The organism is Nostoc sp. EspVER01 (assembly GCF_034530635.1).
GTDB lineage: Bacteria > Cyanobacteriota > Cyanobacteriia > Cyanobacteriales > Nostocaceae > Nostoc.
This window is the reverse complement of record NZ_JAVRCS010000008.1, coordinates 119,347-141,986: the sequence shown is the minus strand read 5'-3', so window position 1 is coordinate 141,986 and position 22,640 is coordinate 119,347. Positions and strand designations below refer to the sequence as shown.

Annotated in this window: 18 protein-coding genes; 10 read left to right on the top strand and 8 right to left on the bottom strand. The window is 40.3% G+C overall.

Annotated elements, in window-relative coordinates; genetic code table 11:
• Positions 1-66: 66 nt before the first annotated feature.
• From RMX69_RS09645 to RMX69_RS09630, 4 genes are all read right to left on the bottom strand, one after another.
• Complete coding sequence (locus RMX69_RS09645; RefSeq protein ID WP_289795442.1) at positions 67-1,593, bottom strand: serine/threonine protein kinase; 1,527 nt, start codon at positions 1,591-1,593, stop codon at positions 67-69.
• Between the two features lie 101 nt (positions 1,594-1,694).
• The gene (locus RMX69_RS09640) at positions 1,695-3,293 is read right to left on the bottom strand and encodes a serine/threonine protein kinase (protein ID WP_409878134.1); all 1,599 of its coding nucleotides are present in this window, start codon (positions 3,291-3,293) and stop codon (positions 1,695-1,697) included.
• A gap of 374 nt (positions 3,294-3,667) precedes the next feature.
• Positions 3,668-4,852, bottom strand: a complete 1,185-nt coding sequence (locus tag RMX69_RS09635; protein WP_289795441.1) for an esterase-like activity of phytase family protein — start codon at positions 4,850-4,852, stop codon at positions 3,668-3,670.
• A gap of 315 nt (positions 4,853-5,167) precedes the next feature.
• Positions 5,168-6,628, bottom strand: coding sequence for a TM0106 family RecB-like putative nuclease (locus RMX69_RS09630; RefSeq protein WP_289795440.1), 1,461 nt, complete (start codon positions 6,626-6,628; stop codon positions 5,168-5,170).
• Positions 6,629-6,936: 308 nt separating this feature from the next.
• On the opposite strand from RMX69_RS09630, the gene RMX69_RS09625 reads away from it, so the two are divergent.
• The 9 genes from RMX69_RS09625 (at position 6,937) to RMX69_RS09585 (ending at position 14,626) form a co-directional block, all read left to right on the top strand.
• Positions 6,937-7,386 carry an HIT family protein gene (locus RMX69_RS09625; protein WP_322637296.1) on the top strand — a complete coding sequence of 150 codons (450 nt, stop codon included), beginning with the start codon at positions 6,937-6,939 and terminating at the stop codon, positions 7,384-7,386.
• Positions 7,387-7,489: 103 nt separating this feature from the next.
• Positions 7,490-8,677: an aminotransferase class V-fold PLP-dependent enzyme gene (locus RMX69_RS09620; RefSeq protein ID WP_322637295.1), complete on the top strand. Its 1,188-nt coding sequence runs from the start codon at positions 7,490-7,492 to the stop codon at positions 8,675-8,677.
• 72 nt (positions 8,678-8,749) lie between these two features.
• Entirely contained in the window at positions 8,750-9,841 is a 1,092-nt protein-coding gene (locus tag RMX69_RS09615) for a glycosyl transferase (protein WP_322637294.1), read from the top strand.
• A gap of 187 nt (positions 9,842-10,028) precedes the next feature.
• Complete coding sequence (locus RMX69_RS09610; protein WP_322637293.1) at positions 10,029-10,829, top strand: class I SAM-dependent methyltransferase; 801 nt, start codon at positions 10,029-10,031, stop codon at positions 10,827-10,829.
• Between the two features lie 142 nt (positions 10,830-10,971).
• The gene (locus tag RMX69_RS09605; protein WP_322637292.1) at positions 10,972-11,385 is read left to right on the top strand and encodes a secondary thiamine-phosphate synthase enzyme YjbQ; all 414 of its coding nucleotides are present in this window, start codon (positions 10,972-10,974) and stop codon (positions 11,383-11,385) included.
• A 284-nt stretch (positions 11,386-11,669) separates the two neighbouring features.
• The gene (locus RMX69_RS09600) at positions 11,670-12,419 is read left to right on the top strand and encodes a hypothetical protein (RefSeq protein WP_289795434.1); all 750 of its coding nucleotides are present in this window, start codon (positions 11,670-11,672) and stop codon (positions 12,417-12,419) included.
• Positions 12,420-12,451: 32 nt separating this feature from the next.
• Complete coding sequence (locus tag RMX69_RS09595) at positions 12,452-13,240, top strand: Nif3-like dinuclear metal center hexameric protein (protein ID WP_322637291.1); 789 nt, start codon at positions 12,452-12,454, stop codon at positions 13,238-13,240.
• A 280-nt stretch (positions 13,241-13,520) separates the two neighbouring features.
• Entirely contained in the window at positions 13,521-13,739 is a 219-nt protein-coding gene (locus tag RMX69_RS09590) for a hypothetical protein (protein ID WP_094350459.1), read from the top strand.
• A 575-nt stretch (positions 13,740-14,314) separates the two neighbouring features.
• On the top strand, positions 14,315-14,626 hold the full coding sequence (locus RMX69_RS09585) for a DUF6679 family protein (protein WP_185580559.1): 312 nt from the start codon (positions 14,315-14,317) through the stop codon (positions 14,624-14,626).
• 54 nt (positions 14,627-14,680) lie between these two features.
• Here RMX69_RS09585 and RMX69_RS09580 read toward each other — a convergent pair whose 3' ends face one another.
• Positions 14,681-16,351, bottom strand: a complete 1,671-nt coding sequence (locus RMX69_RS09580) for an MBL fold metallo-hydrolase (RefSeq protein ID WP_322637290.1) — start codon at positions 16,349-16,351, stop codon at positions 14,681-14,683.
• On the opposite strand from RMX69_RS09580, the gene RMX69_RS09575 reads away from it, so the two are divergent.
• Complete coding sequence (locus tag RMX69_RS09575) at positions 16,350-16,676, top strand: hypothetical protein (protein WP_289800141.1); 327 nt, start codon at positions 16,350-16,352, stop codon at positions 16,674-16,676. The two genes, RMX69_RS09580 and RMX69_RS09575, sit on opposite strands and share 2 nt — an antisense overlap.
• Positions 16,677-16,975: 299 nt before the next feature.
• Here the strand turns inward: RMX69_RS09575 and RMX69_RS09570 are convergent, their stop codons facing one another.
• The 3 genes from RMX69_RS09570 to RMX69_RS09560 form a co-directional block, all read right to left on the bottom strand.
• A complete protein-coding gene (locus RMX69_RS09570) occupies positions 16,976-17,341 on the bottom strand; it encodes a DUF29 domain-containing protein (protein ID WP_322637289.1) in 366 nt (121 codons plus the stop codon).
• Positions 17,342-17,368: 27 nt separating this feature from the next.
• Positions 17,369-20,551, bottom strand: a complete 3,183-nt coding sequence (locus RMX69_RS09565; RefSeq protein ID WP_322637288.1) for an efflux RND transporter permease subunit — start codon at positions 20,549-20,551, stop codon at positions 17,369-17,371.
• 284 nt (positions 20,552-20,835) lie between these two features.
• Positions 20,836-22,326, bottom strand: coding sequence for an efflux RND transporter periplasmic adaptor subunit (locus tag RMX69_RS09560; RefSeq protein WP_322637287.1), 1,491 nt, complete (start codon positions 22,324-22,326; stop codon positions 20,836-20,838).
• Between the last annotated feature and the right edge of the window lie 314 nt (positions 22,327-22,640).

Here is a 22,640-nt window from a genome sequence, read left to right as displayed (position 1 = left end):
CAAGTGTTTCGGAGTTAGGAATTAGGAATTATTTTTATTACGTATTTCACAGGTGCGAATTATACGTTAAAAAGACCGTGATAATACAACTTGTGGCTCTGATTCCAGATGTTGCAACATTCTGGATTGCATTTGTTTATACTGCTGCTTCAATAGCTGTTTGCTCAATTGGGGTTGAGAAACTGGCGGTAGACGATGACTCTGTTGCACCCAAGTTTTCAACATTTGCCGCTGAGTTGGCTCAATGCGACTGCTGAGAACCTTTATACAAGAATGTGGTGCTTCCAGAGTAAAGAAAATCAAAGGATATTGTTCATTTTCGGACAGAAGACCTACCATCTTAAGATTTTGAGTATTTTGCATATCTAAGTAGCAGGGTAGCCACTTAGGAGCCAATTGCCGATTGTAGAGTACAGTTACCCACAACAGCATCGGATGAGGGGATGTCACAAAGACAAACTGGTTATAACGGGTAGAAACCGCATAATTTTTGATTTCTTGTTTAGACAACATTAACCATAGCGCTGTTATAGAGCCTTGTGGGGTGTCTAGAAGCTGGGGAAAAACAATTTCTTGAATTGGTTTATTTGGAGGCCACAAAAGTTGCCGATAGCTTTGTTCTACTGTGATTGGTAATGGGGAATTTAAGGGGCGGCTAAGAACGGAGTTAGAGGCAAAATTTGTAGGTAAACTGTGACAATTAGACTGTTCTAAACTATTTAAAACTTGTAAAATTTCAGCGATATTTTGAGGGCGATCGCTTACTTTTTTAGCCAGACAAGCCATAATTAAATTATTGAGTTTTTGAGGTATTTTAAGAGTAGGTTTAACATCTGCGATCGTTTTTGGTGCTTCAAAGTGATGTGCTTTATACCAAGCACCAAAGTAATCAGTTTCCGGTTGCCAAGGTTTTTTGCCTGTAAGCATTTCAAACATCATCACGCCCAGGCTATAAATATCAGAACGACTATCTAGTTTTTCCCCATCTAGCTGTTCTGGAGAACAGTAAGGTAAAGTGCCATTAAATCCGCTACTTGTACTAGCTGTTGATGTATAATTCAAAAATCTGGCAATACCAAAATCGAGAATTTTAACTAACTGACCCAATATCGGATCGGGAATAACTAATATATTGGCAGGCTTGATATCTCGATGAACCAACGGACAAATTTTGCCATCAATATTAATCCCTTGATGGGCACACTGTAAGCCCAAACAAATTTGGCGAACGAGAGTCAAAAACATGGGCAGAGATAGCGGAATTAAATCCTTTAAACTCTTGCCACATAGATATTCCATGACATAGTATGGTTTTCCTTTCTCATTCACACCATAATCATAAGCCCGCACTATATGTACGCTCTTTTGACTCAAGGCTGCACTCATTAAAGCTTCACGAGCAAAGTCTTGTTGCATCTTAGTATTAGCAACAGTTTGAGTCAAAAACTTGATGGCAACTGGTATACCTCCTAACAAAACATCATTCGCTAAAAAAACTTCACCCATGCCACCGCTGCCAATTAATTGCTTGAGTTGATAACGATTGGCAAGTAAGCCCGTACTACTTGGAGATGTAAATGGGCTTTGATTCACTTTGTTCACCTCTGATGCTGAGTCCATTTAAAGTTAGCAATAAACACATAAAAATCTTGTTAGTTAATGGTGGCAAGCATTTTGATTTTGTTAGCAGAATTTCAACGAGGTAATAGCATTTTCAAAAACATTTCCAAAAATTTATTCATCCAAGTTTTTAAAACTTCTGTCTCAGATTTTTGATGTGTGGCTAAGTTTCGTAATATATCTAACTTCAGCTTTTCGTACTCTGTTTTTAGAATATTTTTAGCTTGACTAGGCAAAATTAATTCATTTGACTGTTGACTAATATCTAACCAATCTACAAGTTGTTGACGCTGTTTAGCTGTGAGATTTAAAGTCGTTACATGAGAGCAATGAGTTGGATCTTCTAAGGGGAAAAATAGTAAATGATAGTAGCCTACTTCTGCTAAACTACGCGCTATATTTTGACTCTTATTATCTTTTAGATCCAGAAAATAAGGTAGCCACTTAGTTGTAGAAGGTTGAGCGTCATATAGTACTGTTACCCAAAGTAGCATCGGGTACACATTCATTTTACTAATAAATTCAGTACTATGTATTTTATCCAAAAATTTTGCAATCTCTTGTTTGGGCAACATTGCCCAAAAAGTTGGTATAGGTCTTTGAGGAGTCTGTAGTAAATGGGGAAATCCAATTGGCGCAATTGGTTTATTTTTAGGCCAATTTTTCTGCAAACACTCTTTTTCTGATAGTAAAGTTGCAGGTACTAATTGAACTGGAAGTGATACTTTAATAATGTCGGTACTGTTACTATAAATAACATTATTAACTTGAGCATTAACTTTTTCTAAATCTTCTAATATTTGGTTGATATTCTGAGGGCGATCGCTTACTTCTTTAGCTAAACAACTCATCAATATTTTTTCTAATATTTCTGGTATTTTAACTTGCGGATTTACTTCTTCAACTGTAGGTGGCATTTGAAAGCGATGGGCTTGATACCAAGTACCAAAGGAGTTACTTTTTGTTTGAAATGGATGTTTCCCTGTCAGCATCTCAAACATTAATACTCCCAAACTATAAATATCAGAGCGGACATCTAACAGTTTACGCCCTTCCATGTGTTCTGGAGAACAGTAAGGCAAACTACCAATAAAAGAATCTGTTAGGGTCATCCCACTTCGCTCTGTTAAAAACTTGGCAATACCAAAATCTAGTATTTTAACAATTTCACCTTTTTTAGTATCTTCAGCAATAAATATATTTTCTGGTTTAATATCTCTGTGAACAATAGGATAAATTTCTCCTTTAAGACTGATACCTTGGTGGGCACATTGTAAACCCAAACAAATTTGATTACAAATTTCTAAAAACTTCGATATTGTTAAGGGCTGAATTTTCAGAATTTGTTTGAGATTTTTTCCTTGGAGGTATTCCATTACATAAAATGGAGTTTTATCCTCAGTAACTCCATAACTTAAAATGCGAACGATATGTTTACTTTTGCGACCCAATTGAGCGCCAATAAAAATCTCTCTGGCAAAACGTTGAGACATTTGTTGGTTTGACAAACTAAGTGATAGGATTTTGATTGCGATCGGCATACCGCCTTTAGCAGTATCTTCTGCTAGATAAACTCTACCCATGCCCCCTTTGCCAATCAAATCTCTGATTAAATAGCGATTGTTTAAAAAGTGTCCGATGTAATCGTCTAATTCTGCTTTTTGCCCTACCATACTCTCCATTTTATTTTCTGGCATAAAAATCATTTATAAAAAATGTTATTGGCAAAATCCTTCCATTCAGTCTAGCTAATTATTAAATTTAAATCTCACAAATATCTGAACTTTGAGAAAATTAATTATATGCTGTAAATATGCTTAAGCTCTATGCAAAAGCTACTAAACATTGTGTAACATATTTATTAAGGAGTACGGTTGAGAAATTACACGTAAACTATAAATAAGCTAGATAAAGTTACTTAGTAGATTCCGTGAATACACAGGAATAATCAAAAATAACTAAATAGAAGTCAAGCCGCGATATCTACGATGGTCACTGAGCTTTGCCGAAGTGCGGGCTACGCCTAAGCACTTTTATTTCTATACGGTTAAAGGTTAAAATTTGGGATGAAACGGCGTAATAATCTAATAAGTGGATTTTCAATTTTAATTTTAAAGGCCAGTATTTGGGTGCGTTGCAGGGAGTTAAAATTGTTATCACTGATAATAATTAATGATTGTTGACCATCCGGTAGTTTTGGTCCAAGAGTTAAGCCTTCGATGTTGTCTAGCAGTACATCTAATTTTCTCAAATCTAACAGCAGTTTTTTCTTAACAGGTTTAATATTTTTGGAGTCAACTGCTAAAAGGCTATCAATATTATGAATATCATCAGCTTCTTCTAAAGAAATCTGAAATAAGGAAATCGCAAATCCTAAACCAGTAAAAGACCTTTCTAAACTTAAGAAGTGTCCTTGATTATCGAGAGCAAGTAAATCAGGTAATCCACTAGCAAATTTGCCAATCAGATTCAAAAATGGTGCAACTGGTTCAGTTTGGTAAAGAAATTCTTTTTCTGACTGGTTGTTGAGCAAGTTGTATTGCAAAATTCGGCAAGGGCTACCGATATTAGGTTTAGCTGCAACACCATCTTGAATTAGAGCATTTTCGGTGGCTGTGAATAGATGCTTATTATCGGGTGTAATTGTGAGGCTTTCAAAAGCCAAATTGTTGCGGATACCTTGTTGACTAGCTTTATCTGGTAAAAATTTATTTGGTATAGGGAGTGTTGCAATTTCTCTGCCAGAAGATAGCGAGAACTCTTTAATAAAAGGATTAATTAATTTTGCAGCATCGCCTTCAGAAGAAACAAATACGGTTGCTTTATTAGTTAATGCGATACCTTCTGTATCAGTTTCACTAGGTCGAAATGTTTGACCATTTTCATTTAATAATGTGGTAACGCTGACTGGAATAATTCCACCTTTTTGTAAGGAACCTTTACTAAAGTCGATTTTCAAGGTGTAGAAACGAGCAGCAGCTTTTTGTCCACGATCATCAGAGATAGCATAATAAAGGTTGTTTTTTGGATTATATGTAATTCCAGATAAACCTCCAACTTCAGTGTTTTGAAAGATTAGACTTTTTGGTAAGTTGGCTTCTCCGATAAATTCTATACTACTGACTTCAACACCATTTGACGGTAAGTTTGCGAATATGAAGCTAATAATTACAATTAAAATCAAAATGTAAAGAATTTTTGGAAATACGAAGATTTTTTTAATTATCTGCATAATTTTTTTATTAGATAAGTATTTATAGAAACGTCCAAATTTACGTCTCTAAGAATAATATCAATTAAATAAAGAATTTGACAGATATAGCAGTCGCCAAAGCCGTTAGGACAGTTTGCGGGAAACGCGTCTTCAACAGCGTACTTTGTGATTTTATTGCTGTCCTAAGCTCCCTGTCCGTTGCTATATAAGCCTGAAAATCCTTATAAAATAAAGCTTTTTTAATCTTGGGGAAAATCTGAGCAGATGTTTCCTTTACTCAGACTTTGCAAGACGAATTTTGAATTTGAAAACCTTTAGAAAATACGAAATTATTTAAGCTAGTCGTAAATCATATTCATCTTGAAAAAAGTTGACAAGCCAATCTTTGACTTTAAGGGTGGCGCGGCAGTCATCTTCGTTGTAGCGTTGAATAATTTCCAGTAAGGTGCGATCGCCTGTTTCTAACCATTGATCGTACCAGTAAATACACTTGGCACCACTGGCTTCTTTATCGCGCCACTCAAATCCTATCCAACGAGCGATCGCTTTCAAGGCATAGCTTTCTACGGGCAATGCTACACTTTGGGTTAATTGTTCATACACATCCACAAATCGATTCAGTACAGGACGCACTAAGGAGTGTGGAGTGCCGTAAAGTTTTGCCAACCGTTTGACTGTATCAAATTCGTAGACACAAAAATGATAAATAGGCGCTTCGGGATATTGCCAAACCAAATCCAAAAATTGCTGCCAAACTAATTCTTCGTCTTCTGGTTTGTCTGCTAAAAAAGAATAAAATTGTTCTGTATTAGCTTGTCTATTAACAACTAAAACTCCTAAGAGATAATCTAAATCTAAGTCTGGCTGGGCTTCAATATCAAAATAAAGCTCTATGGGCGCTGTGAATGTAATATCTTCTGTTGGTAGCGGGTAGGGTAAAATTAAAGGTCGTTTTTCTAGTACAGATTGAGCTTGCACTACCAATTTGGGCGCTACTTCGGTGTCAAAACCAAGTAGCTTTTCTAAGCTGCTGGGACTGGTGTTAGCAAGAGATTCCAGCGTGTTAATGTCTAAGGCTTGGAGTTGAGTGTAGCGCAGGGGTGTTACACCTGGTAGTAGTGAGAGATGTTTTTCAGATTGAGCGATCGCATAACATTCACTATACCAATGGCAAAAATTGCACTTTTGGCGAGAAATAAACACCTCTGGCGGATTCGGCGACTCTAAAACTTGAATAAACTCCTCTAGAATCTGCTGCATCCGTGGCATCCATTTAAACAGATCCACTGCATAATTTGTATTTTTACTTCGCAATATCAACGAAGCTGTTTCAGGTGCAACTCCCTGCACTGTTGCCAACACTTGGGCATGAAATGCAGCGACAACCTGATATTCTTGCTTAGGGCGTTTACCCAGTTCAATATTTGCCGGGACATAGATCCAATCTCCAAAATGGGATTGTCCTGGTTGTTTCACGAGTAAATCTGGACGACTTAGCAGAGTGTCTGCTTCGGAATAATTTGCTAACAGTACTCCTTTATAGATGTATTCAACCCCACGCTGCATCAATTCTAAAGTTGCCTTCTCTGCTTTTTCCCAGTTTCCATAAGAATAATCTGGTTGGTGATAAGTCATTTGTGCCAAAGCACTCAACTGATGAGCGATTTTGTCCTGTTGGAGTTTCCGTAGCAACTCATTGGGAGCATCGCGCTGACTTTTGTCACCGTGGATATCTAGAAAAGGTCGGCGTTTACAGCGTTGGTATTGCAGTAGGAGTTCAGCATTAATTAGCATCCTTTTAAGTTAACAAGAATTAGCATAATCTGGGAGTAACTATGACAATTAAAATCTGGAAGTGGCAATACCTTCTCTAAATTCGCGCAGTGTGTCGTAGACAGACGCTACGCGTAGCTTGCTTCCCCGTAGAGGTACAGTGGGCTACGCCAAGGTGTTCACGCTTAATTTGCCGTTTATTTTATACTGTCAACAGCTAGCTATTGGCGTAAACAGCATAAACGTTTGCTTTTCTCCTAAATGACAACTGAGGGAGAGTAACAAAACCACGGTTTGTCCATTATTACAAGGGTACATGACAGAACAACATGAATAAACCGTGTCTCATCTGTGAGCGTGTCAGACTCTGGAAAAACGGTCAGAATCCCTACTTTATCCACGAATTCGAGCATTCAATCTTTGTAATTGGCGATCATCAATTTCATCGCGGATATTCCCTAATCCTTCTAAAACAACATATTCGAGAGTTGCATGAACTTCCCCCAGGTATCCAGTCTGCCCTATTTCAAGAGGTGATGCTGGCAGGAAAAGCTCTTGTTAACGCTTTTAATCCCTGGAAAATGAATTATGCCTGTTATGGAAATGGTGAGCCACATATTCATTGGCATCTCTTCCCCCGTTACGAGTCCGATCCAGACCGCAAGGCTAATCCGTGGCATCATGTATCAGAGTTCAAACACCATTTGATTACTTCTCAAACAGCCCAAAATTTAGCACATAAAGTTACAGAACATTTATCGTTACTGATGACGAGATGAAATTTAGCAGCGAAGGCTTAAATTAATTTCATCGCTTTTACCATAAAGTGCAAATACTTTTGAATATCAATAACTTGCAAACAGCAGATATTCCTTGTGAATTATGACTAGTATTTCTACATCATCAATCAAGCTGCATCGAGAGCAATTTCCTGCTTTAGCGAACAAGGCTTATTTCAATTATGGGGGACAAGGGCCGATGCCCCAAAGGGCAATGGATGCGATCGCCCAAACTCAAGCTTATGTTCAGGAAATAGGCCCCTTTGGTAATGAGGCGTATGGCTGGATAGCGCCCCAGACTCAAGCTGCTAAAGTTGCGATCGCTTCGGAGTTAAATGCACCATCTGAAACAATTACTCTCACTCAAAATGTCACTGTTGGCTGTAATATCGCCATGTGGGGCATCGAATGGCGTGCTGGCGACCATCTCCTACTTTCAGACTGCGAACATCCAGGCGTGATTGCCACAGCCCAGGAAATTTCGCGAAGATTTGCTGTGGAAGTTACCACTTGTCCCCTAAAAGCGACTTTAAATGAGGGCGATCCAGTAGAAGTTATTGTCCAGCATTTGCGCCCGAATACCCGTCTAGTAATATTGAGTCATGTTTTCTGGAATACTGGTCAAGTTTTACCTCTTGATAAAATTGCCGAAGTATGCAGGAATAATCATTCTTTTTTACTGATAGATGCTGCCCAATCTGCTGGTTTATTGCCTTTAAACTTAACTGAATTGGGAGTAGATTTTTATGCTTTCACTGGTCACAAATGGTTATGTGGCCCAGCGGGTGCTGGTGGTTTGTATGTCCGCCCAGAAGCACGAGAAAGCCTGAAACCTACATTTATTGGCTTGAATGGCATTGTTGTAGATAGTCAATCTCAGCCTGTAGATTGGCTTCCAGATGGGCGACGATACGAAGTGTCTACATTAGCTTATCCGTTGTATCTTGGGTTAAAGGAAGCGATCGCAATTCATCAGCAATGGGGAACGTCACAGGAACGTTATGAGCAAATTTGTCACAACAGTGAGTACCTCTGGCGACAATTGACGGCGTTATCCAATATTAAATGTTTGCGAAATTCCCCACCTGAAAGTGGTATAGTCTCCTTTCAACTTGAAAATAATCAACCTCAAGCTAATTTGAAGTTGGTAAAATTTTTGGACTCAAAAAGGATATTAACTCGGACAATTGCCGATCCTAGCTGTATACGTGTTACCGTTCATTACTTTACTTTAGAATCGGAAATCGACTTATTGATTGAGGCGATTCAAAATTTTTGCAAAAGTAATTAAAAGTTAGGAGTTAGAAGTCTGTAAATTATGATTTTAACTCCTAACTCCTAACTCCTAACTCCTAACTTAAAAATGGAACGCCCAATCTTATACTTAGCAATAACTAACCACGGCTTTGGTCATGCTACCCGCACGGCTTCTGTAGCTGCAACAATTCAAAAGTTATGTCCAGAAATTCTGCTAATTGTGGTGAGTACTGCCCCACGCTGGTTACTAGAGTGCTATATAGAAGGCGATTTTATCTATCGTCCCCGTGCATTTGATTTGGGTGTGGTGCAAACAGATAGTTTGACAATGGATAAAGTAGCGACTTTAGAAAAGTTGCTGGATATTAAGAAGCATCAAAATTCGCTGATAGCTTCAGAAGTGAATTTTATCCGTCAAAATCGCGTTAATCTTATTTTGGCAGATATTCCCTTCCTCGCTCCTGGGTTTGCTAAAGCTGCAAATATTCCCTGCTGGATGATGAGTAACTTTGGATGGGACTTTATCTACCGAGATTGGGGAGGTGAATTTACCGCAGTTGCAGATTGGATTAGTGATTGGTATGCAAAGTGCGATCGCCTGTTTCGTCTCCCTTTCCACGAACCAATGCCAGCTTTTAATAATATCACAGATGTCGGCTTAACAGGCGGTTCCCCCCGTCACTCTGCTGATGATTTACGTTCTCTTTGGAGAATAACTGCACCAGTTGAAAAAACTATTTTGTTGACCTTTGGCGGGTTGGGTTTGCAGCAAATTCCTTATGATAACCTACAGCGATTTCCAGATTGGCAATTTATCGTATTCGATCAATCTGCCCCTGATTTACCTAATTTAGTGAAAATTAATGACCACAAATACCGCCCTGTAGATTTTATGCCTATTTGTGGGCGAGTTGTTTCTAAACCTGGTTATAGTACTTTTTCGGAAGCCACAATACTAGGATTACCAATTGTCACCATACCGCGTGAAGACTTTGCCGAAGCAACTTTTATAGTAGAAGGCATAGCTAATTATAATCAGCATCAAATCATCACCCCATCTGAGTTTTTTCAAGGGACTTGGAATTTTCTCCATGAGTTACCCCAACCTCCAAGGCAATCTCAACCAATTGCTAAGGATGGTAATGAAACTATAGCTCAAGCTGTTATCAATTATTGCCATACTAAAGATAGTAGATAATATTTCTCAGAATAGATAGATGATATTGATAAATTACTAATATATCTTAAGTATTGTTACTGCCGAAATTGCCTTCATCACCTTATTATAGGTTTAACTGAGAATTTGCTTTTTATACCTCATTTTGAGCAGGATAAAGGCGCGGACGATCGCTTACTGCTTATCACTCACAAGGAGAACTACTGTTATGGACAAATGGTATCCAGAGGATTATTGCAAAAATTCTTCCGACCAGCAAAAATGGGCACAAGAGGCAATATTTAAACTTAATTTAAAAGGAAATGAAAGCATTTTAGACATTGGTTGTGGAGATGGAAAAGTCACTGCTGATATTGCCAGTTATATACCTAATGGTTCAGTTATAGGTATTGACAATTCTTCAGAAATGATTGAATTTGCTCAAAAAACCTTTTCTCCAAGTGATTTTCCTAATCTTACTTTCCAACTTGCAGATGCAAAAAATTTGAACTTTAATAAAAAATTTGATGTTATTGTTTCGTTTTTTTGTCTTCATTGGATTATCGATCACATTCCGGTTATTACAGGTATTGAAAGGAGTCTCAAACCAAATGGTAGAGTATTACTGCAATTTACAGGAAAAACAAATAACTCTCATATAAATACTGTTATGAGTAAAGTTATGTCGAGCGCAAGCTGGAGCAAGTATTTTGATGAATTTACTTGGCCTTGGGGTTTTTACGAACCAAATGAATATAAGAATTGGTTAGAAAATGTTGGCTTAAAAGTCAATCGTGTTGAATTACTTTCAACAACAAAAGGAATTTTTGAAGGAAAGGAAAGATTGAATGGATTTATCCGAACAATATTGTTTCCCTTTACCGCCAGGATACCAAAAGTTTTACAGCAAAACTTTGTTGAAGAGATAGGCAAAACATATTTAGAAACTTATCCTTCAGATCGCATGGGTTTTATATATGTTCCACCAGTAGTGAGATTAGAAGTAGACGCAACTAAAATTGTCAATTAACAGATTATTTGTTGTTAGTAAATATTCTTAATGGGCAGGATGTTTTGATCGGATTGCCAATTTTAATAATAGTTGAGTAGTGTAGCGATCGCAATAACAATTTGTTTAATATACTTATCATACCTTAATTTCAGTATTCTACATGACTCACTACCAAAAGTTACTCAGAATTTCTACTACTGGCAAATCTTTTCAAAACATCACCGCAAAAATTGCAGCCACAGTTGCAGAATCGGGTGTTGAAACTGGTCTTTGTACTTTATTTTTGCGCCATACTTCAGCTAGTTTAGTAATCCAAGAAAATGCTGATCCTGATGTTCTTATGGATCTAGCGAATTTTATGTCAAAACTCGTCCCAGAATCAGGCAAATATATCCATGATGCAGAAGGAGCCGATGATATGCCAGCACATATTCGTACTGCACTCACCCACACTTCTGAACATATCCCCATTAATCGCGGACACTTAGTACTGGGAACTTGGCAGGGAATTTACATTTGGGAACATCGCCAGCACAGTCATTACAGAGAATTGGTTGTTCACATTTCTGGATAGCCGATTCTCAAGTTTTATTGAAGGTGTGGTTTTGTAGAGTTTAAATACTCTGGTTATACTATCTACCTTTTGGATATAATCTCCTAAAATCACGGTGATATGCATTAAAAAATATCGCCTTGATAAATTTTTCATCACAATTATTGATACAAAAGTAGCCAGATATGCATTAAATAGTTTGTGTATATTTGTAAATCAAAAAGTTAAGTTTATTTGTGATTATTAAATAATCCGCTTATGCCGATATAAACTAATATTTAGTGTCAGCTGTCTGGGCTATTACTATGAAGCAAGAACTAACACCAACTAATACTTTTCAAGTTATTGATGAAATCCTTGCCCAGCAGTCTGTTAATTTATTGTCACTTAGTCCCCAAAAAACATTAATTACCAGCTTTGCAGAATTGGGAAATTTGATTGCGGAACAAAATACCGACATTCAAATTATCACAACTATTGAAGAAACTCTCGAAAGCATAGTCTGTACTCAAATAAAAAATTTCCCAGAAAACATATTTTGGGATTTTGATTTTCTGGTAAATAGTATGCTTAGACAGGCTTTAAATGCAGATGAGGGCGCTATTCCTTTCTTAAAAGTTTTTGGTGAAAAGATGGTTTGTCTGACAGAAATGTTCGGAAATCACACGGAAATACGCTTCCGTTATGTTCATGATTTTATCTATGGATTTGACTGGGCAAGATGGGTACAAAAAGAACCGCAAAAACGCGCACATATAGAACCTTTTAGTCTGGTATTTTTGGATTATTTGCTCGTCAAAGGTAAGGAACTTTTACAACGTATTAATCATGGTCAGGTCGTATCTTATAAACTGTGTGAGACGGGCTACCGCAACCCCTTTACCTTTTCTCGTGAACCAGAAGATGAATACCGTCTGCTAACTTATCTTGCTGAAGAAGAACTTATTCCAGTAGCAGTATGGAACTGGAATGCTAGCCCTGTGTGGAACAAACCTTTCCAAGAAATGCGCCAGCAATTAGCATTAAAATTAAATATTCAACCTCAGAGACGCTGATTAGCAATTAAAAATTGCTGAAGAAAATAATTATGAAAATTGCTGATTTAATTACTTGGTTTGAAGAATGGGCGAATCCCGCTTGGTGTGAAAGTTGGGATAATTGTGGCTGGCAAATTGAACCAGGAGTTTTGCAGGAAAAAGCACGGGTTTTGGTGTGCTTGACACCGACTTTGGCGGTAATGGAGGAAGCGATCGCAGAAAATGCTAATCTAATATTCGCCCATCACCCCTTAATTTTTCATCCCCTCAAATCTTTACGCACTGGTGAAGCGATCGCTGAAATGGTACGGTTAGCTTTTACCCATAATATTGGTATTTACACTGCTCACACGAACTTTGACCAAGTGCAAGATGGGACTGCTGACGTTTTGGCTCAGATTTTAGAACTCAAAGAAGTTACCCCCATAGAACTTACACAAGGAGTATTAGGATATGGTCGTGTTGGTTTGCTAGAGCCATTTCTAACATTACAAGAATTACTCGCTACTATTCAAACCCGACTTGCTCCCCCTAATTTGATTTTTTCTCCAACTGCTGATTTACAGCAAACAATTTCACGAGTTGCCGTTTTGGGCGGTTCGGGGGCTAGTTACATTTCAGCCGTTGCCAAAACAGGCGCCCAAGCTTATCTAACTTCTGACTGTAAATTTCATCAGTTTCAAGAAAGCCGCGATTGCAATCTTATTTTAATTGATGCTGGACATTATGCTACCGAACGTCCGGCTTGCGATCGCTTGGTGCAAAAATTCCAGTCTTTAAACTTAGACTGGGTGCAATTAAGTCAAAAAGATGAAGATTTCCGCCAGTTTTTTGCTTGATTACTGATGCTTGATTGTATTTTGTGGATACTTGTCGAAAAAATTGATTGTTGTATTTTAATTTTGTTAAAAAGTTAGCTTTTCAACATTGATGTTGAAAATTCCTCTGCCCTTTTATTTCTGTATATTAATAGACGGAGTATCGAAAAATCATATTGTGATGTAAATCACTGATTGAGCGTAATACTAATCACACAGTATTAATGTTTCATATCAATTAGTAACAGAGAAAAATGTTTCACACTAGACCTAATGATTTGCTCACTCTGCCTTAATCAAGATGATTCGCACAATTATCGCATCTGCTTTCCAAACGGGATATCTTAGTGTTGAATCTGAGGGTTTACTCCAGCAGGTGCTAGCCACTAAATGTTATCAGCCAGAGGATTTGCCAGAACTCGCAGCCCTATACGATGCAGTCCGCGCAGGAAAAATTAAACGAGAAGCATCCTCGTCGAACGTGCTTATAGAATTTCCTTTACCACATAAATCCTCCTGAGACTTCTAGAGTAGAATTTTCTCATGGTCTTTTCCCTCTACCTCTTCCCTTACGCTGTTGCCTTTTTTCAGACAAAAACCTGAAAAACTGAAAACTATTTGGGTGTTGTTGTTGAAAAGCATCAAGGTCAGCAAGAGAATGAGTTAAGATCAGATACAAGTGGGTAAAAGTAAAGCTAAGTCCCCGGACTTCCCAGTAATGCCAATGATTAAAAGTAGGCAAATTAAACAACCGCAATCAACGATTGTTTTGGAGTATTCTTTATTACATAATGGTAGGAATGACTCACCAACAAATATAAACCTGGTTAGGACAGGTACCGAATTGTTTGACTTCTATAGAAGCAGACATTCCCTAGAATAAGCTGGAGAGAGATTTAGTTCATTGGTAGAGCATCTGATTTATGACCCAACATTATCCTGATATTTTGACAACCATAAGCAAATCTTGGGATTGGGTTATGAAGCGTACTTGTTCTAAACAGTGAAATTAACCTCTTAAAGGTGTAATGTAATGGGGTAGAACCCAGATTTTGACAGGTTTAACTACGTTGTTTAAAAAGGCAGAAACAGTACATGCTACACCGCAAGATTTATCAACTGTGTTGCGATGGGCGCGAGGTATGTGTTTTCTTGCGGGACCAGCAACGCTGGATTGAACGCGCCCGCATCATAGACATAGAGGGAGATTTAGTGACCCTACGCTATGAAACAGAAGAAGAGGACGAAGTTTGTTCTTGGGAAGAAATGGTTCGCCTCGAGAGCATTGGTGCTGTAACGCAAAAATTGGCTTCAGTACCACGCGGTAATGTAGAACCTCTGATGACTGAAGATTGTCCCGAAGCAGAGCGCATTCCCAACCGTTACACTGACTCAAATCCAGAATAATTCAGTGCTGAGTGTTGAGTGCTGAGTAAAAAATCCTAACTCAGCATTAAGCATTCAGGACTCAGGATTAGATAAGCCTTCAAAGGCAGGACAGTAACCTTCGAGAGTTACCTTAAAGTTATACAACGGGGAAGCTGGGTTCCAACACCGCTGCCCCCTTTGATGTCGGCATGTACCACAACAGTCTACATCTGTCCATGTATAGCGATCGCTGTTTTGGTTGAGCAATTCTCGTTGCGACAATCCCCTTAATACTAATTCTTCCCCTTGCCAACGAGCTTCGATTAAACCAGTATCGGCAAATTGCCGCCAACGCGGATCGGCAGTAATCACATTGGGTAGGGTGATTGTGATTACTGTTCCTAACTCTGTCAGTTCGCCTTCGTAGTTAGTTTCAGGTGCTGCCGGTTGTAAAAATGTATCGCCGATGGGCAGTTCTACTAAGGTATCAGCCGCCGGGGAATGTACGTGGTAGCGGTTTTGCAACTCCTCTAAGCTAGTCAAGTCTGCCAAGTAAGCAGGAGAACCGTGGACAAAAACGACGTGCTGGGGTCGCAAATTATGAATTAGCTGCGTAGTACCAGGGCCATCACTATGCTGAGCTAAAAGATAGCTTTCGACAGTGGTGGGCGCTAAATATTCTTTGTTAACTTTTATATCAATTTTTTCTGGCAAGAGAATCAGCCAAGGCCCGGTGTCCAATTGGCAATGTTCGCCTAAATCAGATGTCGAATCGGTGAGGACAATACAAGGTGACTTGCCTACACTGGGGCGATGTTCTGGTTGTAACCGACGCACGCGGGGACGTACCCGTTCATCCCAAAATAAGGGTTGATGGCGGGCAAAGTTCTGCACCGATGGGGGGAGATGGGGTAGCAGTTCGAGGTATGCGTCACATCCAGTGGCGACAGCACCATCTACCCAGATATCTAAATCTCGTCCGGTGAAGTGGTGATGCGATCGCAAGAGCATTAATAATTCTTGACCCAATCCTAAAGCCGGGGTGGGAAGGATTACAGAACAATGGTCAGCGATCGCTCGATTAATTCGCTCGGCTAGTTGATTTTCTTGGTTGCGGCGGTGAGGATGACGGGATGTGCCATAACTACCTTCAATGATTAGCACATCTAAGTCTAAGCCCCGCAGTTCCTCTAAACGCAAACCTTCTACCAAGCGAGAGTTAGATAAGAAAAAGTCCCCTGTATACAGTAGCTTGTAAGTACGCTGCGGGGTGGTGTAGGTCAGAAGAATTGCCACTGCTCCTGGTAAATGCCCTGCGGGAAATAATTCTGCTACCAAACCATCTTGAAATTCTACAGGCGATCGTAATGGCAATGCATGACAAAATTGGGAAATTTTCTCAGGGTCTTCGTCTAGCCAATTCAGTGGCAGTAACTTGCTAGTCACCTCACTACCATATATGGGTAACTTGGGAAAAGCTTTATGCAGCGCCAGTAACCCTTTAGCATGATCTGGGTGAGCGTGACTAATCAAAACTAAATCTGCTGGCTGGGGCAAACTAGTTCCACGTACCGACTTAGTAAGCCCCTTAGCCAGCGATGAAATATTTTCAAAACCACAGTCCAAGAGGATGCGGTGTGGGCCCATTTTCACCAATAAACATACGCCCTCATTGTCATGCTGGACACTATAGGGCAAACATTCTAATTCACTACCCGCTTCCGCAGCATCTACGCGAGAGGATGCCGACAGATTATCCCTCATGCTCTCCTCCCCTCAAACCTCATCATCATGGACATATCCCAAAAGCCAAAAGTTACACAAATTTTGGTTTTGTGACTTAGGGGTAAGTTTTATCGTGCGCCCCTACACCCTGAGAATACAGATTTTTGATTGGGGAGGACGCCTCCACGAACCCGCACTGGTTCGGAAAGGTGGGCTAACGAAAAGCCATCAAGCTAGTAAGTTAAGGAGTCTGGCTCTTGTTTTTTTCCCTTTGCAAGTTCTGAGCTATTTTAGTCAAATCACCCTACAGCAAGTCGCCAAAGGGTCTACAGACTTATCTCAATGTGCCGAGCCGTTACCGTGATAGTCATCTGAATCATAGAATCCATTTTTCGTGCCAAAAAATAAGCACGAAAGCGTAAATATAACTGTTAACCCGGCTAGAATCAGCTTTACATCCATTTGTCTGCTGCCCTTTACTCAAAGACTTTCCTATATTAATTTAGTGCTTCCGCAATCAAACGGAATCACTAGAAAATCTTTACTATGCTTATGTGGATTGGGCAATAGGTAAAGTTACCGCAATCAGTCAGATTGTAGAACCTTTCGGTCAAGCTGTCTATCCATCTAGATGTAAAGCAATATGACAGCAGGAACAAGCCTCTACAGCCCGTAAAAATCCTCATCTAAAATCTGCTCAATGGAAAAAGGACAAACGGTGGGATACTCACTTTCTTGGGGTATCCGAATCCCAAACTTAGCCAACTTACCTTCTTTAATGGCTAGCTTGCGAGCATCTGGGTAGGCTTTTTCCACTGCCTCTACCAGAAAACTTTTTAGAGAAGGAGTATCTGCTAAATTATTCAGAACTCGCTGACGATGTTCAAGTATTGAGCTATACCAGTTTCCTTTCATGCTATCAGGTACATCATACTGAACTCTTAATTTGAGTAAATGCGATCGCACAACAGGCACAGGGGCAGAAGCAATACGATTCGGCGGGCAGGATGCCCACCCCACAACAATCATCCCTTAATTCAGCAACGCCTACAATCATTATTGGCGCGATGGTTTTTTACCAAAGCCATAATGCAGTGTATGCATAATCCAAGTTTGAAAGTTGTCAATGTAGCTAAATATCACTGGCACTACCACTAGTGTCAGCAGGGTAGAAGTTGTGAAACCGCCCATAATAGCAATTCCCATCGGTTGGCGAACTTCAGAACCCGCACCAATTCCTAATGCTAGGGGCAAAATACCTGCGATCGTTGCAAAAGAGGTCATTAAAATTGGGCGCAGACGTGACACACCTGATTCAATGAGTGCCTGACGTTGGGTTTTGCCTTCTTGCATGTTGATGATTGTATAGTCTACCAACAGAATCGAGTTTTTGGTGACAATCCCCAACAGCAACACAATCCCAATTAGGGCATATATTCCCAAGGGTTTTTGAGCAACCATCAACGCTACCAATGCGCCGCCTAAACAAAAGGGTAAGGCTGCCATAATCGATAATGGATGAAGAAAGTTGTTATACAGCAGTACCAGAATTGCATAGATACACATTAATGCCAGCCCTAATGCGCCGCCAAAGCGCCCAAAAATATCTTGCATAATTTTGGCGCTACCGGAAGGTTGCTGTACTACCCCTGGCGGTAAGTTTTGCATTGCAGGTAGTTGGTTAATTGTTTGCACCGCCTCTCCTAAAGAAAGCCCTTGCAAATTGGCTTCTACAGCTACTTGACGGGCGCGATCGTAACGGTTGATGGTAGCAGGGCCGCTACCAAAGCGGATATCTGCCACTGCTATGAGGGGAATCAATCTACCATTTTGACTGGGGACTTGGAGATTTGTGATTGTGTTGATGTCAGCCCGCGCTTGCGGATCGATTTGCACGCGAATGGGGATTTGACGATCGCTTAAATTAAATTTTGCCAAGTTGGCCTCATTATCGCCGATGGTGGCAAGGGAAGCAGTCCGAGCGATCGCTTGCACTGTCACTCCCAAATCTGCTGCCCGTTGGGGGTTAGGAATTACTAAAATCTCTGGTTTTACCAAACTTGCAGTCGAAGACACTTCTACTAATCCGGGTAGCGATCGCATCTGCTTTTCTAGGGCATCAGCAGCTTGATTCAAGGCTTCGGGATTTTCACTTCTGAGGACAATTGATAAACCTTTACGACTGTCACCCGGTGACTGACTTTGAAAACTAATTCTAGCTCCTGGTATTTGCTCAAAGTCAGGACGCACTTGTTCCTCAAACTGTTTTTGGGAAATATTTCGTTTTTCTCTAGGTTTGAGATTAATGGTAAGGCTGGCAGAATTGATCTCTTCTGTTGCTAGTACACGTTCAACTACCGGGTTTTGGCGGATGATATCAGTTGCTTGTGTGACTACCTTGTTAACGTCTTCTAATGTGGAACCAGGAGGTAATTCTATAGATACGCTGGAAATTCCAAAGTCGCCATCATCAACGAAACCTTTGGGAATCAAGGGAACCAGCATCAGACTGGCAATAAAAAAAGCTAATGCGATCGCCATTGTTGTCAATCTATGGCGTAACGCCCACTGTAAAAGCGATCTATAAGGTTGAAACCCTTGACGCTTTTCATCTCCAAGTTTTCTACTTCCCTTCCCGCCACCTGGAAGTATAAATTTAAAATTAAAAATTTTTATTATTCCCCTCTGCCCCTCTGCCCCCCGGTCACTGAGCCTGTCCTGAGCGTAGCCGAAGGGCGTAGTCGAAGTGTGCCCCTCTGCCTCTTTTAAAAGATACGCCCCCATCATCGGCGTAACCATCCGCGCGACAAGAGTTGAAAAAATTGTGGAAACGGCAACGGTAACGCCAAATGGTTGAAAAAATTGCCCTGGAATTCCACCCATAAAAGCAACGGGCATAAACACTGCAATAATTGTCGCTGAACTTGCGATTACTGCTAATCCTACTTCGTCGGAAGACTCAAAAGCAGCTTCCCAAGCCGACTTGCCCATAGCGATATGCCGTTCCATATTTTCAATTTCCACAACGGCATCATCTACTAAGTTGCCCACCGCCAGCGCTAATGCCAACAAAGTCATGTTGTTGAGGGTGTAACCAAGGGCTTGCTGCACTGCAAAGGTGGGAATTATTGATAGGGGTAAGGCAACAGCAGTAATTAATGTTGCTCGCCAGTCCCGCAAAAACACTAAAATAACGATGACCGCCAACACCGAGGCTTGAATCAACTCATCAATGGTGCTTTGGTAAGATTGGCGGACAATATCGGCCCTAGTAAAAATTAAATCTAACTTGACATCTGGGGGAAGGGTTTTTTCCAGTTGTTTGACTGCTGCTTTTACTCCTTCTTCCACTGTCACCAGAACGCTGCCAGTACTACGCAAGACTTGGAAAGCTACCACAGGTTGATTATTTAAACTGGCGGCTTGGCGCACGTCACCAAATTTATCTTCTACAGTTCCCAAACTGGATAAAGGTACGGAACCTCCTTGTGGTAATAGGATTTCGTAAGTTTTCAAAATATCCACACTGGTGGCACTTCCTAATGTGCGGATACTTTGTTCGCTACCACCAACTTCGGCACGTCCGCCAGGTAGGTTAATGTTCAAAGCGCGGATTTGGTCGTTTACCTGAGTGGCGGTAATCGCTAAAGATTGTAAGCGGTCTGGATTAAGATTAATGCGAATTTCTCGGTCAACGCCACCCACACGCTGAATTTGTGCTACACCACGAACTCCCAATAAGGTGCGGCTAATAGTTTGGTCTACGAGATTACTTAATTCTTCTACAGAACGCCGATCAGATTTAACCGCGTAGGTAATCACCGGGCCGCCGGCAAATTCCAGACGTTCCACAATCGGATCGTTGATGTCTTGGGGTAAATCTTGGCGAATTTGAGCGATCGCATTTCTAACATCATTGGTGGCGCGATCGCTATCTGTACCCAAAACAAAATTGATTGTCGTCTGAGAATTCCCATCGCTAACGGTAGAAATCATGTAATCGATATTGCCCAACCCCGCCACAGCATCTTCAATTTTTTTCGTCACTTGGGATTCTAGTTCTGCTGGGCCTGCACCGGGTTGAGTGACTTTGATCAAAACTGTTGGCACATCAATATTTGGGTTAGTATCAATCCCCAAGGATATGAATGAGAACCAACCCACAACGGTCAAAATTAAAAATAAAACTATGGTGGGAACAGGTTTTTTAATCGACCAGGCTGAGATATTAAAAGACATTGGGAAATTTTAGATTTGGGATTTGGGACTTCGACTACGCTCAGTCGAACGATTGGGGATTCGACATCTCAGGGTAAAAATCCAGAATTCAGAATTTAGAATTCAGAATTCAGAAAACTTTAATACTCAAGCTTGATAACACACCAATTCGCTCAAGTCGAGAAATCTTATCAAGACTGCCTTATCAATTGACTGCTCGACTTCCCGCTAAATCACTCACTGATTGGATTCAAAATTCTGACTTCTGACTCCTGAATTCTGACTTCTGAATTCTGACTCCTGCTTCAATCTACAACTCGAACCCGATCGCCATCTTTGAGATAACCTGCACCATCAACGACAACGCGATCGCCTAACTGTAACCCACTCTTGATTTCCACTGTGTCGTTATTACCAGGATCTCCCAACTCGACTTTCTGGCTGCTGACAGCATTTTCACCCGATAAGATGAATACAATTACACTTGCGTCAGCTTGGGACTGCACTGCTTTTTGTGGCACTACCATTTTCATCCCTGAGTTAGTGGTAATTGCAGCACTAGCAAACATTCCTGGTTTCAGTAAAGTTGTTGGTGGTAAGTCAATTTTCACTGTCGCTTCCCGTCTTTGATCGTTCAGCTGTGGTTGTATATCTCTGACTCGTCCTTGCGATCGCACCCGCCGATCGACATCAGAAGTAATTTGCACCGATGCGCCAATTTTCACCTGAGTTAGTTGAGTTTCGGGCACCTTCGCCTGAAGTTCTAGCTTTTCATCTCGGATAATCGAAAATAGTTTTTGTGTGCCACCAATCACGGTTCCCACCTGGGTTTGCGGCGGTACACCAGTCACATCACCAACTCTAGCTAGTTTTTCGGCGATTACTCCCGAAACCGGCGCACGTACCACAGTTTGTCCCAACTGAGTTTGCAGTTGTTGCACCTTGGCAGCACTGCTTTTGACATCGGCTTTGGCTTTATTGACGATCGCTTGGGCGTTATTAATGTTAGCTTGGGCACTGCCGATATTAGCCTGGGCACTACGTATATTTTCTTGGGACAGGTTCACAACTTCTATGGCAGTTTTCACATTGTAGGAACGAGTATCAAGTTCTTGTTTGCTAATTGTCCCAGAGTCAGCGAGTTGTTGATAGCGCTGATAATTCTTGCCTGCTTCCTCTAACCTCGCCTTAGCTTGAGCTAAATCGGCTTGTCTTTGCTGGACTATTGCTTTATTTGATGCCAAATCTGCTTGTTTCGATGCCACATCTGCTTGTTTCGATACCACATCTGCTTGTTTCGATTCTACATCTGCTTTTGCTTGGCTAATTTGGCTTTGCAGTATGGAACCATCTAACACCGCCAATACTTGACCTTGTTTGACAAAAGCTCCTTCTTTGACATTTGCGGGGATGCTTTTAATTTGTAAACCGTTTGTTTGCGGTAGTACCGGAATTAAATCACTCGCCGCTACAGTCCCAGTCGTTTTAAGGGTACGGACAACACGGGCAGTTTCTACTGTGGCGACAGTGACTGTCATCGCTGGGTTAACTTTTTTATCCGCTACGGCGCTTTGTTGACGGGATGGAAAACGATTTAATAGACTCATCACAACCAAGGCGATCGCAATTCCTAAACCAGTACCCAAGAATAATGGCTTCAACCATGCCCTGGTTTGTTTTTGATCTGATTTGCTTAAAAAACTCCTATCTTCAGAGGTTATAGCTTCTTCCACCTCAACTTCTGAAAGACTTTCATCGCTCACAGTTTCACCTCTACTTGCTGTCTGTCTATCCATACCAAATTTTGGTATTTTCTTAAGAAAACTTGAAGTTTATTTACTTCGATATCAACTATGACGTATTTCATAGTAAATGTCTTTGATCTGCAATAGTATATAATACAACTTTCTCACTAAGAGAAATTACTACTAAAAAGCGATCATAAATTTTATGTAAGTTATGATACAAAAAATTCTCTAATCTTATAGAACTACTCTATGTCACACACCATCTCTATTTAGATCACTGTCAACCAAGGCTTAGATATGAAAAACTGATATAGCTCATCTAGATTTATCTAATTAGAATCGAAAGTATTTATGTACCTTGG